Annotated in this window: 10 protein-coding genes; 7 read left to right on the top strand and 3 right to left on the bottom strand. The window is 62.8% G+C overall.

Annotation, left to right across the window (positions count from 1 at the left end):
* The first annotated feature begins 73 nt into the window (after positions 1–73).
* The 4 genes from MJ601_RS03755 (at position 74) to MJ601_RS03740 (ending at position 4,777) form a co-directional block, all read left to right on the top strand.
* Positions 74–937, top strand: coding sequence for an acyl-CoA thioesterase (locus tag MJ601_RS03755; RefSeq protein WP_242123413.1), 864 nt, complete (start codon positions 74–76; stop codon positions 935–937).
* Positions 938–1,027: 90 nt separating this feature from the next.
* Positions 1,028–2,509, top strand: a complete 1,482-nt coding sequence (locus tag MJ601_RS03750) for a class I adenylate-forming enzyme family protein (RefSeq protein WP_242123411.1) — start codon at positions 1,028–1,030, stop codon at positions 2,507–2,509.
* Between the two features lie 19 nt (positions 2,510–2,528).
* On the top strand, positions 2,529–3,707 hold the full coding sequence (locus tag MJ601_RS03745; protein WP_242123409.1) for an acyl-CoA dehydrogenase family protein: 1,179 nt from the start codon (positions 2,529–2,531) through the stop codon (positions 3,705–3,707).
* On the top strand, positions 3,704–4,777 hold the full coding sequence (locus tag MJ601_RS03740) for an acyl-CoA dehydrogenase family protein (RefSeq protein WP_242123407.1): 1,074 nt from the start codon (positions 3,704–3,706) through the stop codon (positions 4,775–4,777). The genes MJ601_RS03745 and MJ601_RS03740 overlap by 4 nt, the downstream gene beginning before the upstream one ends.
* A 116-nt stretch (positions 4,778–4,893) precedes the next feature.
* Here the strand turns inward: MJ601_RS03740 and MJ601_RS03735 are convergent, their stop codons facing one another.
* Positions 4,894–6,627, bottom strand: coding sequence for an AMP-binding protein (locus MJ601_RS03735; RefSeq protein WP_242123405.1), 1,734 nt, complete (start codon positions 6,625–6,627; stop codon positions 4,894–4,896).
* Positions 6,628–6,888: 261 nt separating this feature from the next.
* Here MJ601_RS03735 and MJ601_RS03730 point away from each other — a divergent pair, with 261 nt between their 5' ends.
* Together MJ601_RS03730 and MJ601_RS03725 are read left to right on the top strand one after the other, a co-directional pair.
* The gene (locus tag MJ601_RS03730; protein WP_242123403.1) at positions 6,889–7,647 is read left to right on the top strand and encodes a FadR/GntR family transcriptional regulator; all 759 of its coding nucleotides are present in this window, start codon (positions 6,889–6,891) and stop codon (positions 7,645–7,647) included.
* A gap of 315 nt (positions 7,648–7,962) precedes the next feature.
* Entirely contained in the window at positions 7,963–8,715 is a 753-nt protein-coding gene (locus MJ601_RS03725; RefSeq protein ID WP_242123400.1) for an enoyl-CoA hydratase/isomerase family protein, read from the top strand.
* A 95-nt stretch (positions 8,716–8,810) separates the two neighbouring features.
* On the opposite strand, the gene MJ601_RS03720 is transcribed toward MJ601_RS03725, so the two are convergent.
* Positions 8,811–10,874, bottom strand: coding sequence for a glycoside hydrolase family 65 protein (locus MJ601_RS03720; protein WP_242123398.1), 2,064 nt, complete (start codon positions 10,872–10,874; stop codon positions 8,811–8,813).
* Positions 10,875–11,100: 226 nt separating this feature from the next.
* Between MJ601_RS03720 and MJ601_RS03715 the strand changes: the two genes are divergently transcribed.
* Positions 11,101–12,381 carry a hypothetical protein gene (locus MJ601_RS03715; protein WP_242123397.1) on the top strand — a complete coding sequence of 427 codons (1,281 nt, stop codon included), beginning with the start codon at positions 11,101–11,103 and terminating at the stop codon, positions 12,379–12,381.
* A 236-nt stretch (positions 12,382–12,617) separates the two neighbouring features.
* Here the strand turns inward: MJ601_RS03715 and MJ601_RS03710 are convergent, their stop codons facing one another.
* Positions 12,618–15,506 carry a TonB-dependent receptor gene (locus MJ601_RS03710; protein ID WP_242123395.1) on the bottom strand — a complete coding sequence of 963 codons (2,889 nt, stop codon included), beginning with the start codon at positions 15,504–15,506 and terminating at the stop codon, positions 12,618–12,620.
* Positions 15,507–15,730 lie beyond the last annotated feature (224 nt).

Here is a 15,730-nt window from a genome sequence, read left to right as displayed (position 1 = left end):
TCGCAGCGACCCCTGGGCGGGAGCCGAAGGGCCGGACCGCACCACGGGGGCATGGGATGAGGATCGACAGTCAGTGACAGCCAATTATGCATATGAAGAGTTTATCCGCCTGATGCAGGTCGAGCGGGACGGCACGGACAGGTTCATCGGCGGGACACCCAGGGAAACATGGCCAAGGCTCTACGGCGGCAGCCTGCTGGCGCAGTCGCTCTCGGCCGCAGGGCAAACCGTCGATTTGGATCGCGACCCCCATGCCCTTCATGCCTGGTTCCTGCGGCCCGGAGATCCACGGCAGCCGATAACATTCGAGGTCGAGCCGCTCCGCGATGGCCGATCGATGTCGCTGCGCCGCGTGGTGGCGTCCCAGCAGGGCAGGACTATCTTCACCTTGTCGGCGTCCTTCCAGATCGCACAGGATGGCCCGGTCCATCAGGTGCCGCCACGCTCCTCCCCCCCGCCCGAGACGCTGATCGACGAGGGCGAGGTCAGGCGCGCCGAAGCGGCCGCGCTGGGGCTGGATCTGGGACATTTGACGATGCAGAACCTTCCCATCGAGATGCGTCCCGTCACGCCGCTGCGCTTTTCGCAGTTGAAGCCCGAACCCCCCGTCGCGGATTATTGGGTGAGGCCGCTGGGTCCGCTTCCCGCGGACCGGCGCATCCTGTTCTGTCTTCTGGCCTATATCAGCGACATGCCCCTGCTGCTCACGGCGCTGCGGCCGCACGCAATCCATTATGCCGTGACCCCGATGGACACGGGCAGCCTGGACCACGCGCTTTGGCTCCATCGTCCGCCGGCCGTCGACGACTGGATGTTCTGGTCGACGCATTCGCCCTGGGGTGGGTCCGGGCGCGGCCTGGCTGGCGGCCACCTGTATGACCGCGCCGGCAATCTGCTGGCCACAGCCATGCAGGAAGGATTGATGCGGCCCCACTGACAGGGGCGGCATCGACAGGAAAAGGACAGGCATGACCGGGCAGGTACATCGCAACGGGCGTGACGACATCGGGAAAGATCGAACAGGGTCATGAATCATCTGCAAGACCGCCTCCAGGTGCTGGCCCAACTTCCCGGCCGTCCCGCCATCGGCTATCGGGGCGAGTGGTTGGACTGGGGCGATTTCGGCGGCTTCATCGCCCGGATCGAGCGCATCCTCGACGAACTCGGCCAGCCGAAGGGGGCAGCGATAGGTTGCGTGCTCCGCAATTCTCCCGCCCATGCGGGCGCTGTACTCGCAGTCCTGGGCAGCGGGCGTTGCCTCGTGACCTTCAATGGGCATCTGCCCGACGGCGCGCTGTCCGACGATCTGCGGGAGCAGAAACCTGCGGTCATCCTGGCGACGGCGCAGGACTGGGAAAGGCCCGAACTGCGGCAAGCGGCCGCCGCGATCGGTGCCGCCGGCCTGTGTTTGGGCGAACCCGCGCAACCGCGCGCGACGGTGATGGCCGACCTGCCCCTGAACACCGCAGTCGCGCCGGGAACGACGCTGGACGGCATTGCGATCCTGATGCTCACGTCCGGCACAACCGGCAAGCCGAAGCGGGTGCCACTGAAACGATCGAGTCTGGAACGGCAGGTAATCGGTTCGGTAAGCGGAGCATCGGAGGAACGCGACGAGATCGGCATCGTCACCGGATCGATGGTGCATATCGGCGGCATATGGGGCCTGCTGGGTCCGATCATGCTGGGTCGGCCGATCTGCCTGCTCGACAAGTTCACGGTCGAGGAATGGCGCCAGTTGATCGCCCGTCATCGTCCGCGATCGGCGTCCGTGCCCGCTCCCGCTCTGCGGATGATCCTCGACGCCGACGTCGCGCCGGAGGATCTGAGCAGCCTCGAAAGCCTGAGCGCGGGGGCGGCGGCGGTATCGGCGGATACTGTCGAGGCCTTCTTGCAACGGTATGATCTCCCCGTCCTGTCCAATTATGGAGCCACCGAATTCGCCGGGGCCGTCGCCAGTTGGTCGATGCGCACCTTCCGGAAATATTGGGCGCAAAAGCGGGGAGCGGTCGGTCGCGTGCACAAGGATGTGGAAGCCCGCATCGTCGATCCGGAGACGGGAGACGTGCTCCCGGCGGGTCGCGAAGGCTTGCTGGAGCTGCGCGGGGCGGCGCTGGGCGGGGAGGTGTGGACGCGCACGACCGACCGGGCAATCCTTGATGAGGACCATTTCCTCTGGATCGTCGGACGCGCGGACAACGCCATCGTCCGGGGCGGGTTTAAGGTTCATCCCGACGAGGTGGTGCGCGTGCTCCAGTCCCACCCCGCCGTCCTGGAAGCCAGCGTCGTCGGCATTCCGCACGAGCGCCTCGGCGCGGTGCCGGCGGCGGCGCTGATCGTGCGCGAAGGTCATCCCACGCCCGGCGCGGACGAACTGGGCGCATGGGTACGCGCGCGGATGACGGCCTATAGCGTGCCGGTGGAGTTCCGCATCCTGGACGATCTGCCCAGGACGCCTTCGATGAAGATCAGCATGCCGGCGGTGAAGGCACTGTTCCTAGGGTCATGACATATCGGGAGACGCGGCGTTGGATTTGAACCTCGGCATCGAATATGAAGCCTTTCGCGAGGAGGTCGCCGCGTTTCTGGCGGAATCCTGGCGGCCGCGCACGCCCGGCGGCGATCGCCTTCGCCAAGAGAGGGCATTCCGGACGCTGGCGACCCAGCGGGGCTATCTCTACCGCCGCTATCCGCGCCGCTATGGCGGCGGCGAGCAGCCGGACGACGCGCTCAAGGAACAGATCATCCGCGAGGAACTGGCGAAGGCCGGCGCGCCCGGCGAGATCAACAGCGGCGGATCGAAGCTTCTTGCGCCGACGCTCCTGTCCTGGGGGCAGGACTGGCAAAAGGAACGATTCCTGCGCGCGGCACTCCATGGCGAAGAGATCTGGTGCCAGGGATATAGCGAACCCGGCGCCGGGTCCGATCTGGCCTCGATACGCACGCGAGCGGAACTGGACGGCGACGCCTGGGTCATCAACGGGCAGAAGATCTGGACATCGAACGCCGCTCAGGCGGATTTCATGTTCGCCCTGGTCCGCACCGAACCGGATGCGCCCAAGCATCGCGGCATTTCCTACATTCTGCTCGACATGCGTGCGGAGGGCGTCACTGTCCGGCCGCTCCGGCAAATGACGGGAGAGAGCGAATTCAACGAGGTCTTCCTCGACAATGTCCGGACGCCTGCCGACTGGATTGTCGGGGAAAGGGGCCAGGGCTGGCAGGTGTCGCGCACCACGCTGTCCTTCGAACGCGCCGCCGTCAACCCGCCCCCCTTCATCGACGCGCTGCTGCAACGACTGAAGGACGTCGCGCGCCGCCGGACCCGCGATGGGCGCCCACTGATCGAATGCACCGACATCCAGCAGAGGATCGCGGAGATCGAGGGATATGCCATGGCGCACCGCTATTCGGTCATGCGGCAGGTCTCCATGGATTCGGTCGGTCAGGACCCCGGTGCCGCGGCGTTGTGCAACAAGCTGGTGGGAACCGATATCGGCCAGATGATCGCGCGGCTGTCGCAGGAAATGATCGGCGAGGAAGGACTGCTGATGCCGGCGCCGGGCACATCGCGCGAAAATATGGACGATGTCTTCTGGGTCATGCGGTCGAGCTCGGTGGCGATCGCCGGGGGCACCTCCAACATCCAGCGCAACATCATCGCCGAACGCGCCCTCGACCTGCCGCGGGAAGGAAAACCGGCATGAACTTCCATCTGTCCGACGATCAGATCGCGCTGCAGGATGCGGTGCGAAGCTGCGTGCGGGGGATCGGCAAAGGGCAGTTGCACCGCGCCGCCTTCGATTCCGCCGATGGACATGCGCCGGAATTTCGGGACGGGCTGGTCGCGCTCGGTGCGCTGGGCGTGGGCATCGATCAGGATTATGGCGGCCTCGGCCTCAAGCTCGTCGACCTCGCGCTGGTGTGCGAGGTGCTGGGGCAGGAAGCCGCGCCCGGCGGCTATACGGGACATGTTCTCGCGGCGCTGGCCGTGCAGGTCGCCGGCAGCCCGGAGCAGAAGCAGCGCTGGCTACCGCGGCTGGCCGACGGATCAAGCATCGCCACCGTCGCGCTGGGCGGCGCGCAGGGATGGGAGCCGGAGGACTGGACGCTGCGTGTGGAGGACAGCAAGCTGAACGGCGCAGGCGGCTTCGCGGTGGGCGCCGATGCCGCCGACCTGGTGGTCGTCGGCCTGGCGGGCGGCGGTCTGACGATCGTCGAAATGGCGCCACCTTCCGTGACGATCACCCCGCTCGATGGGTCCGACCGCAGCCGACGCCTGTTCGACCTGCACTTCACCGATGCCGTGGCCGATCCGTTGCCGATCGCGGCGGGTCCACGGATTTACGACGCACTGCTGGTGCTGCTTTGCGCGGACGCCTTTGGCGGGGCAAGCCGGGTCATGGAGTTGACCGCCGACTATGCCCGCACGCGCGTCCAGTTCGGCCGCCCGATCGGCGGCTTTCAGGGCGTGAAGCACCAGCTTGCCAATCTGCTGTGCGAGGTGGAGCCGTGCCGGGGCCTGCTCTGGTATGCGGCCTTGTGCTTCGACCTCGATCTCGCGGATCGCAGCCGTACGATCGCCCTGGCCAAGGCCCATCTTGCCGACCGCTACATGCACATGGCGCGCAGCGCCATCGAGCTGCACGGCGGCATAGGCTATACGTGGGAATATGACCTGCAGATCTGGGTCAAACGGGCGATGTTCGACTTCGCCTATGGCGGTACGCCGGGCGTCCTTCGGCAGCGGGCCGTGCGGCTGGGCTGCCTGGACTGATAAAGACACCTTTGGTCGCGCCATACGGCGGCGCGACACCATCCCACAAATGCCGCATCGTGCCGACAGCCCGCGCCTGCCGTCGACGGCACCGGCGGGATCGCGATGCCCCCGGATCAGGCGCGGATCACGTCTTCGCCCGGCGGATCGGCATAGAGACGGGTGACGAAGTCCGCCCGCCGCCTCAGCACGGCCCGCTGATTGATATAGCCCTTGTCCGCGATTTCTTCCGTGGTTGGCGGTTCGGTCAGGATGATCAGACGTTCCACGCGGGTCGAGGAGCCCTTGTTGGCCCGGTTCCACTCCGCCATTTTCTCTTCGAGCCGCGCGCGCAGTTCCGGCGCCAAACCCTCTCCCTGACCGGCCCGCAGCCAGACGAGCAGCGCGATATATTCGCGATCATGGCCGGCGATGACGATATCCTGGACGAGGGGCGCGAACGCCTCCACCAACGCCACGCGAAGATTGCCGACCGACACCCAGGTGCCGCTGGTCAGCTTGAAATTCTCCGTAATCCTGCCGTCGAAGATCAGCCCCAGTTCCGGCCGTTCGGGGTCGGCCAGCCGGGCAGCGTCGCCCGTGCGGTAAAACCCCTCCTCGTCGAAAGCGGCGGCGGTCCCTTCCGGATCGCCCAGATAGCCGGGCATGACCGCCGCGCCCCGGACCCGGATCTCCAGCTTGTCCTCGACCGGCGCCAGTTTCAGCTCCACGCCGGGGAATGGCGTGCCGATCGCCCCGGTGATGATGACCGGCCGCGTGGGGGTCGAGATTCCCTGTGTCTCCGTCGTGCCATAGGTGGAACTGATCGGCACGCCCTGACCCGTCTCGGCAACAGCCATCGCCTGGAGCCTGTCGAATATATCCTGCGACAGGCTCGCCGTGCCATATTTGAGGAACCGCAGCCTGCGAAAGAAGGAGCGGCGCAGCGTCTCATCCTTCTCCATCGCCTTGACCAGTTCGCCCAGCAGGATCGGCACGCCGGAATAGTCGCGCGGAGAGATCTCGCGCAGATTGCGCACGCTTTCCTCAAATTGTCCAGGAAGCGGGCGGCCATCGTCGATATAGAGGGTCGCACCCTCGTTGATGACGTCGCTGACCAGAATGACGCCGCCGATATGACTCCACGGCAACCAGGAGACATAGGATTTCAGCGAAGGATCCGCATCGGGCAGGTAATAGGCGTCATGCTGCGCGACCACCGCCGTCATCATCCGCTGGGTCACCACGACCGCCTTGGGCATGCCCGTGGAACCGGAGGTGAAGACATAGCGCGCAACGGTGTCCGGCTCGATTCCCGACATGGCCTTGTCGATGCCAGGGCCAGGATTGGTGGCCAGCAGGTCCGCCAGCGGCACCGAGGCCGGACCGGAGGGCGGCGGCGGGGTTGCTGTAACGATGGTGGCGCCGGAGTCACGGATGGCGGCAAGCGCGGGAGCGAAGCGTTCGCCATCGTCGGCGAAGATGACGGCAGGACGGCATATGTCGACGCAATGCCGCAGCTTCACGAAATCCTTCGACAACAGGGAATAGCCGCTGGAGATCGACACCACCGGCACGGCTGCCAGCATCGCGCCCATCATCATGATGGCATGTTCCAGGCCGTTGCCCGACAGGATCATCAGGGGCGTGTCCTGGCCCGCGCCCCGATCCACGAACCATTGGCCAACGGAGCGCGCCCGCGCCAGCGCTTCGACAAAGGAAAGCCTCTCCCAATCGCCCAGCGAACCATCGGGCAGGACCTTGCGCCGTGCCATGAACGTGCGGTCGCCATATTCCCCAACCCGATCAATGAAGAGCTGGGCGATCGAACGGTGCAGCGGCGGCAGAACGAATCCGGAATCCATCAGCATGGAGCCGTCTTCCCGGCGTTCGAATGTCACCTTTGGAGGGTGAATAGGCAGATCCGCATACTCTATCGGCTTGACCGCGTAATTCACCTAGCCTCCTCCGTATTTCGTTATATTATTTATCTCATAACAAGGTTTATATGGGAGGACAAGCCGCGCTCGCGCCGGGGAGAGAGCATGGATAGGAGGTTGTAGCAGCCGCGGCCTTGAGGCACTTAAGATGATCCCGGTAAGGTCAACCGGGCCGAGGGGACACCAGTGAAGATGAGCAGTTCCATTTCCGCAAAAACCGTCCGCGTTCCCAAGGCGGCCGAACTTATCGCCGCCCATTTTCGCGAAGCCATCATACGCGGACAAATCGCGGCGGGTGAAAGATTGCCCCAGGAAGCCAGTCTGATTGCCCAGTTCGAAGTGTCCCGCCCTACGGTGCGGGAGGCGATCCGCATTCTCGAAGTGGAAGGGCTCATCACCGTGGTCCGCGGCGCGAACGGGGGAGCCCGCGTCAATGCGTTGAATGGCGAGGCGGTCACGCGGGCGGCGGGCCTTGCCCTGCAGGCGCTTGGCGCGACGATCGAGGAAATCTACGCCGCGCGCACATTGATCGAACCGCCGTCGGCCCGGCTGGCGGCGGAATCGCGGCCCCGGGAAGCGGCCGAGGCTTTGTGGGTCCAGTACAAGGCCGAACGCGAGGCCACGACCGATGCGGAACGCGCCCGTTCGATCGCCATGTTCCACAGCGTGCTGCTCGCGCAGAGCGGGAATGTTGCGCTGATGGTGGTCGGGCAGGCACTTTATGGCGTAACCGAACGGCACATAGAGGTGTCCTATCGCCACGGTCCCGTGCCGGGCCAAAGCGCGAAATCGATCGAGGCAGGATATCGGTCTCATGCCCGGCTGATCGAGATCATCGAAGCAGGCAATGGCCCTGAGGCCGAGGAGCATTGGCACCGGCACATGACCACGGCGGGGCCCTTCTGGCTCTCCAAGGTGGGGAAAACGGCGGTGGTGGACGTCTTCCATTGAGCTTTTGCCGGTCTCCGGGGCAGCGCGCTCCCAGCCCTGGCATCGTCAAAACCGGCATCGTACGAGTTCGACTTTATAACGTTGCTTCAGTTATATTATTAAGCTAATTAACGGCCATAGCGACAGACCGGAACGGCGAGCGGGGGCGAAATATGGGGAGTGCAGAGATGCCCATAAGCCGACAAGGGGCGCATCCTTCGATCGACCGGGCCTGCCGTTTCTCCCAGCGCCCCGTCAAATCCCGGGGAACGGGAGCATGAGGCCTGGCCGGAGCCGGAAGTGAAGAAATAACTGTTTTGCATAGGGGATACGAGGATGGATGAAGTCATCACCAGAATAGAGGATCATGTCGGCATCATCACCATGAATCGGCCCGATCGCCTGAACGCCATGAACATCCCCCTCATGGCCAGGCTCCGCGAAGCGGTTGCCGACGCATATTATAACGATGAAATCCGCTGCGTGGTTCTCACCGGTGCAGGTCGGGGCTTTTGTGCGGGAGGAGACATGAAGGGCGATCAGCCATCCTCCGCGAGCCTTCCGATCGACCAGCGCATCTATCACGGCCGCCGCACCATCGACACGGGCCGGATGCTCCACGACATGGGCAAGCCGACCATTGCGATGATCAACGGCCCGGTCGCGGGCGCCGGAATCGGACTGGCGGGTGCGTGCGACCTGCGCTTCGCCAGCACCACCGCAACCTTCACGCCCGCCTTCGATCAGCGCGGCTATTCGGGCGATTATGGATCGACCTATTTCTGGACCAAGATCGTCGGCGCCGGCGCAGTCAGGAAGATGTTCATTCTGGGCCGTCAACTGGACGCCGAGACGGCCTATCGGCAAGGCATCTATTCGGAACTTTTCGCACCGGAAGATCTGGAACGGGAGACCATGGCGATCGCGAAGACATTGGCGGCGAACCATGTGTCCGCCTGGCGCCTGATGAAATCGAGCCTCAACACCGCCGAGGATTCGGTAATGGAGACGGCACTCGACATGGAAGTGAACAACATGGTTTTGTCGATGCAACTCATACGAGAGAAACGCGCGGCCCAATCATCCTAGGGTCAGGACCCATTTCATCCTGCCGTCGAGGCGCCCAAATGGCGAATGTATCGGGCCGGACTGCTGCGCGCGCTCCCTTGCGTTGGGCTTTTGTCTCAAGCCTCAACGGCGGAATGAATAGTTTCTGACCCGGGAACCAGTTCCGCGCATTCCTTGCCGTGTTGAGCGACAAGGCGCATCGGACGACCGCCGGCCCAGATGCGATTGACGGAGATGCTCTTCCAGCCGGAGGGCAGTACCACCCGGCGTCGGCCCCATGTGGCGGGATCTGCCGCAGATATCTCCAGCCCCGGCAACCCCATCAGCATCGTCATCAGCATGCCGCCGATATTGGCCATGAACGGACCCGCCGGCACCTTGGAATCGGGATGATCCTCCCGATATTCCAGACATTGGTGGAAACGGCCCTTGTCATAGGCGGCATAGCCCTGCTCGAACAGCGCGAGAGCAAGGCCCCTGTCGCCTGCCATGGCGGCCCAGACAGGATAGAAAGCCGAAAGCATGGGCGAACCCACATAGTCGCGCCAGCGCTTGAGGAAGAAATCCAACGTCGCCTTACTCTCTCGGTCCGAAGCGGGATAATGCATGGGGAAAAGCCCGGCCAGCGGCGATGGCGTAGCGCCCTTCTCCTCATTGACACGGAAATTCTCGTGAGAGGCAATCACGCCGTCGCTCCGCACGGGCAGGCGAATGCGATCAAGCAGCCCATGCCATGAGACCGGAACCTCGGCATCGATGGACCTGGCCAGGCGGATCGTGCGGCGCAGCAAATCGCAGGCGGTCATCAACGTAAAGCTGTCATTATCGGGTGGATCGGGAACCTCCGCCGGACCGTTCGCACGCAACAGCTTCATACTGTTTTCCGTCGTCGACATGCGATCCACCAGCCAGTCGGCCACCCCGGACAAGATCGGCCAGCCATGATCCCGCAAATAGCGGCGGTCGCCGGTAGCATCGGCATGCAGAGCAAAGGCGCGGGCCACATGCAGCGACACATGCGCAGCATTGGCGGCAGCCGGGCCTGGACCGGGGCTCGCCTCTTCCCCCGAACGCGGTGCCGCCTGCCATGGAAAACGCAGGCCCCCATGACCGTCGAGCTTCGCATAGGCCTTTGCCGCGCCCACATGCCTGGCGCGAAAGTCGAGCAGGCTCCGCGCTGCCCCAGGTTGGATCAACAGGAGCGGCGGGACGCAGAAAGCGTCGATATCCCACATCACATGGCCATAATAATAATTATATCCGGGCCAGCTTGCGAGGCCGAACATGGATGTCGCGGCTGGGGACGATCTGTGCGCTGAACTGTTGAGGTAGAAGAAGCCGGCATCGATCAGCCGCTGATGATGGCTGTTGGCCCCTTCGACGACTATCCTCCCCTGCCAAATCTCGTCCCATTGTTCGCGATTGCACGCCCGCAGCCTGTCGAAGCCCAGAGCGAGCCCCTTCGCCAAGCGACGGACCGCCTCTTCGTCCGGCCGATGGTGCACGATGGACGGAATCATTGCAGTGACCTGCTGCAGGCGGACCGGCTTGCCGGGCTTCAGCGTCACCCGATATTCCTTGATAAGCGGCCCAGACCCGTGTTTCTGTTGGATTACCGGCTCCTCCCTCGTGTTTGTGCACTGGCTCGCAAAGGCAATGCCGCAGCAGCTCATTTCGCCTTCGGGGATCCAGAGCAAGGCGCCGTCCCCCGGCTGGGCTTCCGCGCCGATCATCCGTCTGCCCACATGCCCCCGCGCATGGGCGGTTCCGATCATTGCGCGGAGCCTGACCTCGCAGGCGGCCTCAGAGCTCAATTCGAGCTGCTGCAGGACGAGCGCCGGATCGCTGCGGCTTGCAAAAGTGATTATCCGCGCGAGAACAGCTTTCTCTCCAACCCGGAACAGGAAGCTGCTGTTCAGTTCGCCAGCGGAGAAGTCGTAGCTCTGCTCCAGTTCGCTGACCGCCCATGGCTGTTCGGACATCCAGGCTTCGCCGATGCCGATGTCGCCGCAGAGCGGATAGGGTACCGGGATCGCGGCTTCCAGGGGCTCTTCAGGATAAAGGCCGACAACGCCGTTCAGGATCGCGGAACCCGGCACAAGCGGCACTTCGCACACGCGCAGGCCAATAAGGCCGTTGCTGACATAGGCCGGCAGGTCATTGCCCCGTATACCGCGCACCGCAAGAGGACTGGATGGTGAAGCCATGCTGCACAAAGGCGCGGCGAAATATTTGGTTCCGCGGCTGCATGCGTGCTGGCCTCGCCGCCCAGAAGAGCCGCCCATGTCCAGGGCTGGCCCTCGCGACTTGCCGGTCGAGCGCGTGATTTGTGAAGAGGATCAGCGACCTATTCATTGCGCCCCCATCCTATCCCGCGCTAGCCCCTGTTTCATGGCAGAGACGATCATGGATTGGGCACGGGGCGATATATTCGGACTCGATTTCCCCGCGCATCTTGAAGCGCTGAAAATGGGTGGGCCTGAATTTCTGACTCGCGCCTTTCGCGCCAGCGGTGTGCTTGGGCGGGATAACAGGGTCACACGCATCACCGATCTTCAGCAATGGATGCTGGGCGGCACTGGCGTCAAGGCGCTGCTTTCGGTCGCCTATGAACGCGACTCGCCGCACTTGACGCGCGAACTGTTCGTGAAATTCTCACGCAACTTCCAGGACAGGGTGCGCGATGGCGGCCGCCATCACATGCCTCCTGAAGTGCGGCTCGCAAACCTGTCGCGCGATCCGGATTTTCCCATTGCCGTGCCAAGATGCTTCTATGCGGATATTCAGCAGGACACGCTCACCGGCATATTGATCACCGAGCGTATCGCCTATGGTCAAGATGTCATCGAGCCACATCACCCCAAATGCATGGATCAGATCCTGCCGGAGCCGGTCGCGCATTACAGTACATTGATCTCCAATCTGGCGCGACTCCCGGGCGCACACAAATCAGGCAGGCTCGGCAGCGCGGTGGAGCATCTGTTCCCGTTCGAGCTGGACATGCTGATCGCCCGCCGCCCCCGTCTGGAGGCGCCGCTGCTGGGCAAGAGGATCGACCGCCTGGCGGAATTCATCCTGCGATATCCGCATCTGGTACCAGCGCATATCGCCGATCGCGTCTTCCTGAGGGATTTTTGTGCCGCGGCGCCGCTGGTGGTCGAACAGCAGGAGGATGTCTGGCGGTTCCTCCATTCACGGCCGGAAATGATCGCGCTCTGCCACATGAACGCCAATATCGACAATGCCTGGTTCTGGCGGGATCCGGACGGCGTGCTACGGGCCGGCCTGATCGATTGGGGCAGCGTCGGGCAAATGCCGGTGGCCGCTTCGATCTGGGGCTGCATCGGGGCGGCAGAGCCGGAAATGCACGATCGGCATCTCGACGAGTTGCTGGAGCTCTTCATCGCTGAATATGCGTGCGCCGGGGGGCCATTGCTCGACCGGCACCAACTCGCGCGCCATCTGGAACTGCATGTGATGATGTCGGCGCTGCATATGACGACCGCCCCGCCCGCAATTCTGAGGGAAGTACCTGATCCGGGCGCTGCCGCGGATCGCTACGATCCGGTCTTCACCACCAATGAGACAGCGCGGGTGCAGTTGAAGGTCACGATTTCGCTCTTGAACATGTGGGCATCCCGCGATCTGGGCAGGCATTTGCGAGCGGACGCGGCCTGGCGGCGATAGCCTTTGATATCGCCGCCCGCCCAATGTGTCGGCGACACCAGATCCAATGAGCTTGGACTCATCAGGCTTTGGTGAAGCCATGCGGCCCTTGCGCAACTCCAAGGCGTGATACGTCGGCATCTCAGCGTCTTCGCATGAGTTCCGCGGAAGCCTGCCTTGAAATGCATCTTGCGGCGCATCGCGGCAGACGGAGGAAGGGTTCGTGCAGAAACCCTTCCTCCCGTTTCGGCAACCGTTTAGCTACCGAAACTATAGCGTAGCGTGGCGCCGAAATTGCGACCGTTCACAAAGTGCTGACGTTCGATCCCCGTCGCCAGGCCGGGTTCGCCGATGAAACGGTCGGCGCCCTTGTTCGTGATGTTCGATGCGGTCAGGGCCAGCGAGAAATTGTGCGGCAGCTTGAAGTTCAACGACGCGTCGAGCAGCCCGAACGAACCGATATAACGGCCATCGATCGGGTTTGGTGTCACTCCGAACAGCACCGCCTTCGAACGCCAGGTGTAGACGAGACGGGCCGAGATCAGATCGTCTTCATAGAGGCCGGCGATCGAATAGGCATATTTGGACGTCAGCGGCTGCATCGTGTTCACACGCTGGCCATTCAGGGTCAGGGGATTTTTGGTTTCGACATAGGTGAGCGACCCGACGACCCCGAAATGATACAGGAATTTGGGCATAAAATCATAGTCGAAGAAGGTCTGTCCCGCCAGTTCGACCCCCTTGGCCGTACCTTTTTCGGCATTGACCGTCTGCGTCAGGAAATATTGGCTGCCGGTACAGTTGAGGTTGGTTGTGGGTGTAGACGCTCCCGCAATGGTCTGGCACGAAGTGATGTTGCTGAAGAAACCGTCGATCTTCTTGTAGAACAGCGCGGCCGACACATAGTTGACCGGCGAGAAATAATGTTCGAGTGAAAGATCGAAGCTGTCGGCCTTTTGCGGCCGCAGATTGGGATTGCCGATCGATCCCGTCCCCGAATTCACATCGACGACCAGCGCCGGATTGAGCGCGCCCAGGTCAGGCCGGGTGATCCCCTTGCCATAGCCGAAGCGCAGCAACGTGTTCTGGGTCAGATAGCCCGTCAGATTGAAGCTGGGCAGCACGTCGGTGTAGGAGGAATTGCTGCCGGTCGGGATGATGGTGGTCGTGCCAGGCTGACGGTTCATGGCGCGGACGAAGGTGTCGGTCTTTACCACGCGGACGCCCGCATTGCCCTTTATCCGGTCGTTCAGGAAAGCGAAGTCGGCCACCGCATAGCCGGCATAGGTCTTTTCACTGAAATAGCGCCGGCTGAGGACATTCTCGCTGAGGGAATCTTCCGCCTGGATGCCCGCGAGCGGAAAGCGGTTCCTGACATTGTCGCCGAGCAGAGCGGTCGGCGAAAAGACCAGATAGCCTCCGTTATAGCCCGCATCGCCGTTCATGAAGTTGGTCGGCGATCCCTCGATCAGATCGGCCATGGAATTCACCGAAATGGCGTTTGACCTGTCGGCGGCAAGGGCAAGACCGTTGGTGGTCAGATTCTTCCCGCCAAAATTATAATTATAATAATGGTCGCGCTGCGTCGCGTAGCGGCCGCCGACCTTGATGTCCTTCAGGAAGTAATCGTCGAAGGAATATTTGAGGTCGATCGCGGCGGACACGCCGTTATCGTCCCAGACCTGGTTCGTGCCATTGCCATAATTGTTGAACACCCAGGTGCTGGGTGAGGCCAGGTCGGGACCGGTGATCGTCACCTTTTCCGGCGTGCCTAGCGAACGCGCGATATTCCAGGTCAGTCCGGCCGCGGGCGAGAGCACCACAGACCGGTTGTCCTGATACTGGTCCGCCTTGATATAGGCAAAATCGAAATTCGCGTCGAAATGATCGCTGGGCTTCCACTTCACGCCGCCCGCCAGGATCATCGTCTTGTACCGGCGATGTTCGTCGCCGCCGGTGGTGGTGAAGGTCGAGTTCAGGAATGTGCCGCCCGTCACCCGCTGCCCGGACAGAAGATCGTTCGTCCCGCCATTGGAATTGCGGTTCGCCAGCGCCTCATCAATGGTGAAGGCCGTCGTCTGAAGGCCTTGCGCATAGCGGCTGTCAGTGGCGTTCAGGAAACGATAATGCTGGTTGTACAGATAATAATTGTAAGTACCCTCGGCGTAGAATTCGAGCGTCGGGTTCGGCTTCCACTGTACGGCCGCGGTCAGCCCCTTGCGCGTGCGCCGGTAATCTTCCTGCGAGATGTTGTTCTGGACGCCGGTCGAGGACAACAGGCTCTGGCGGTTCGCGAGCGGAATGGTGGTCGGATTGACGTCCGCCAGATAGGTGACATCGGAACGGCCGACATAGGCGGGGTTCAGGTTCAGGCCCGTGCCCACATTGGCGGCATATTCCGCGCTGTCGCCGCGGATGGCGCGCCGGAACTGCGTGCCGCCGACTGACGGCGTGTTATCGCCGCGGTTGAAGCTCTGCGCATAGCTGCCCGAGATCAGGACGCCCAGTTCGCCGCCGTCGCCGACATTCCAGCGCTTGGAAACCATGCCGAAATATTCGGGCGTCAGTTCCTTGCCCAGATCATTATAACGGCTACCCACCGCCGCCGAAACCGCCAGATCCTTGAAGTCGAAGGGCTTGCGCGTGCGCAGGTTGACCAGGCCGCCAATCGCGCCCTCAATATGTTCGGCCGAGGGGTTCTTGTAGACATCGATGCCCGCGACCATGCCGGGGCTGGCGCTTTCCACGTTGAATTCGCGGTTGCCCGCGGTGAAATAGGCACGGCCATCGACCCGCGACCCGGTCTGGCCCGTCAGGCCGCGGATCGTGAGGCCCGAACCGTTGCCGACCGGCGAGGATGCCTCACCGCCGAAACGGTAGGCCTGCACGCCCGGCACGCGGGAGAGGGTCTCGCCGACATTGGGATCGGGAAGCTTGCCAATATCGGCGGCGGTGATCGAATCCACCACTTCCATGGTGTTCTTCTTGATTTGCGCGCTGTTCCGAAGGCTGGCCCTGAGGCCGGTGACAACAATATCCGCGACTGAGGCATCTCCGGCCTCCCGTGAGTCTGCGCCTTGGGCAAATGCGGGTATCGCTGTGCTTGTAGCCAGCAATATGGCTGTGATTTGGCTGAACTTTCTCATTATCCCCTCCACGTCAAAACCCTCAGGCTGGCTGTTACCGATGCGGCACTCTTACCCGAGTCCATTCTGTTATCGATAGCAGTATGATATCGATATCATACGGTGTGTGCAATCGCTTTTTGTCGCCAGGATTCAGCCCTCAATCAAATGTCGCCCCTATTCCGGCGCCCCGCCATCCCTGTCAGAGAGGGAAGAAAAGCCCGCTTGGGAGCCTGCGGACATGC

The sequence above is a fragment of the Sphingobium trunci genome (assembly GCF_022664535.1).
Classification (GTDB): Bacteria; Pseudomonadota; Alphaproteobacteria; order Sphingomonadales; family Sphingomonadaceae; genus Sphingobium.
The sequence above is the reverse complement of the archived record's forward strand: the minus strand, read 5'-3'. Positions and strand labels throughout refer to the sequence as shown.